The following is a 2449-nucleotide window of genomic DNA, read 5'->3' as shown; positions in this document are numbered from 1 at the left end:
AAGATTCTCGGGAACACTTTGAAACACGCACCCACCAACGGATTATTGATATTTATCAGCCTTCTTCAAAGACTATTGATGCTCTGATGAAATTGGATTTACCTGCTGGAGTTGATATTGAAGTTAAACTTTAAGTATTTAAAGTCCCGGTAATCTTTGATAAAAAAAAGATGGTTAATCGCCTTTGGTTGATTGTTAATGGAAAATTGACAATCAACCAAAAATTATAAGTATTAAACTACAATTAATATCACAATTCATCAACTTTTCGTCTTAATAAACTAGAAAAGATATAACGGGAAAACCCCACCAGGTTTCAGCACTAAGACAGTGAGCCAAATATTACACAAAAGCCTGGTCAAAGGTATTGTTATTGCTGCTCCCTGCGGGGGCGACAAGTAAGTCATAAAGCAGACTGGATAAGGAAAGTAGCCCTCATGGCCTTGAGAGAATAGGGCAGTTTGTGAGGGTAAGAAGAGAATAATTTTTGAACTATCACCTGAAAACAAGAATCGGCGTTGCTGATCCAAAGAATAGTTTCCTAAAAATAAAACCATGCAATGCCTCTGCATGTCATATTTATTGATGCATTGATGCAGTGATTAGTGATTTTTAAAGTATAAACAAATTCCCCTTTCTGGTTAAGCATTCCACTACTGACGCAACACCAAAGAATTACCTATAATGAAAATTTAGCTGTCCAGTAAAAGAAGCCCCACGTCTCAATCCGTAGGATGACCGTGGGATGAATTTTACATAGGGTATGCACGGATTCGGCAAAGCCGTTCGCTTTTAGCGTGGCCAAAGGCCTCCGCTACGCGAACAGGGAAACGAGCTATCAAGCTTCTTATTAACTCTGACTGAGTCATTCCACGTCGATCTGCTTCTTGTGCTAGCTATCTTTTCTCAAAGTCGGTAATTCTAATTGTTAATTTTTTATATTTTATTTTGACTTACCATGTGACTGTACTTGTGTTACGATTGTAATAGGTCGATAATAAAGAGGCAAGTAATGAGAATAGCGTACCAATACCGATTAAAACCAACCAAATATCAAGCTGCAAAAATAGATAACTGGCTATCAATGCTTTGCGCTCAGTACAATTACCTTTTGTCTGATCGATTTAACTGGTATGAGCAGAACCGTTGTTTTATTAACGCTTGTCCTCTTGTTTGTCACCTTCCTGATCTAAGAAACAATCCGGATTATTACAGTCAGAAAAAGACTTTACCTAATCTCAAAAAAACTCATCCCTGGTACAAAGACATCCATTCTCAAGTACTTCAGGATGTAGTTAAGAGAGTCAAGCTGGCTTTTGATCGATTCATCAAAGGGGACAGCAACGGAAAGCGAAGCGGCAGACCTAGATTCAAGAAACCTCACCGCTACCGTACGTTTACTTACCCACAGATGAAAGAAGGCTGTCTAGAGGTAAATTTGGTCAACCTGCCAAAACTAGGGAAGATCAAGGTTATCCTACACCGCCCCATTCCTGATGGTTTCAAGATTAAAACTGCATCTATCACAAAGAGGTGTGATGGTTACTACCTGGTTTTGTCCTTAGAAGACAAGACAGTTCCTAAAGTCAAACCCGATATTAATCCTGATGCCATAGTCGGTATTGATGTTGGCCTTAAAGAGTTCTTGACTACGTCTGAGGGGGAAACTATTAACATCCCTCAATACTACCGGAAATCTCAGAAAAGATTGAAGGTTATCCAGAAGCGGGTATCCCGACGTAAAAAAGGAAGTAATAATAGACTAAAAGCCATCAAACAGCTTGGTAAACAACACAAGCAGGTAGCCGACAAGCGAAAAGACTTTCACTTTAAAACGGCTAATTATTTGTTGTCAAAGTACGATGTAGTTGCTCATGAAACGTTAAATATCAAGGGACTAGCTAAATCCCGATTAGCTAAATCTGTGTTGGACGCTGGGTGGGCTAGCTTTCTGACAATACTAACAAGCAAAGCCGAGAATGCTGGCTTGTTGGCGGTTCCAGTGAGCGCCCAGAATACTTCACAGAATTGTTCTAACTGCGGGAAAAAGGTTCCTAAAAAGCTGCATGTTCGGTGGCATGATTGTCCCTATTGCGGATGCAGTTTGGATCGCGACCACAATGCTGCAATCAATATACGAAATAGAGCGGCAGGGCAGTCCGTTCTTAAAGCCCAGCGCCTCCTAAGGGATGCCCGGATTGGCTGGGAAGCCTACGCTGACCCGTTGGGTTCAGCGTAGGAGCTGTCACCAGAGCGGGTTTTATGTGCAATTAATCAAGGTATCTCTCCTCAACGAATTCTATGCCTGACCTTTACCAATCGAGCTGCCAAGGAAATGAGCGGGCGGTTATCTCAGTATTGTCCAGAACAACTACAACACCTAACAATTAAGACTTTTCATGGTTTGTGTGCCTCCATACTTCTCATGGAAGCCCGTCAGATTGGATTG

Annotated in this window: 3 protein-coding genes; all 3 read left to right on the top strand. The window is 41.1% G+C overall.

The features are described 5' to 3' along the window. On the top strand, positions 1–134 hold a 134-nt coding region (locus F6K49_RS41375), incomplete at its 5' end, for a 30S ribosomal protein S10 (RefSeq protein WP_293106920.1). A gap of 878 nt (positions 135–1012) precedes the next feature. Further along, positions 1013–2239 (top strand): transposase, encoded by a 1227-nt coding sequence (locus F6K49_RS41370; protein WP_293106914.1) that lies wholly within the window; start codon positions 1013–1015, stop codon positions 2237–2239. A gap of 3 nt (positions 2240–2242) precedes the next feature. Then, positions 2243–2449, top strand: a 207-nt coding sequence (locus tag F6K49_RS41365) for a UvrD-helicase domain-containing protein (protein WP_293106917.1), incomplete at its 3' end; no start/stop codon positions are given.

Source organism: Moorena sp. SIO3I6 (assembly GCF_010672095.1).
This window is presented reverse-complemented; position numbering and strand designations above follow the sequence as displayed.

Coding starts and splice junctions, on each gene's coding strand:
- F6K49_RS41370 (WP_293106914.1), top strand. CDS start 1,013: ATGAGAATAGCGTACCAATACCGATTAAAACCAACCAAATATCAAGCT.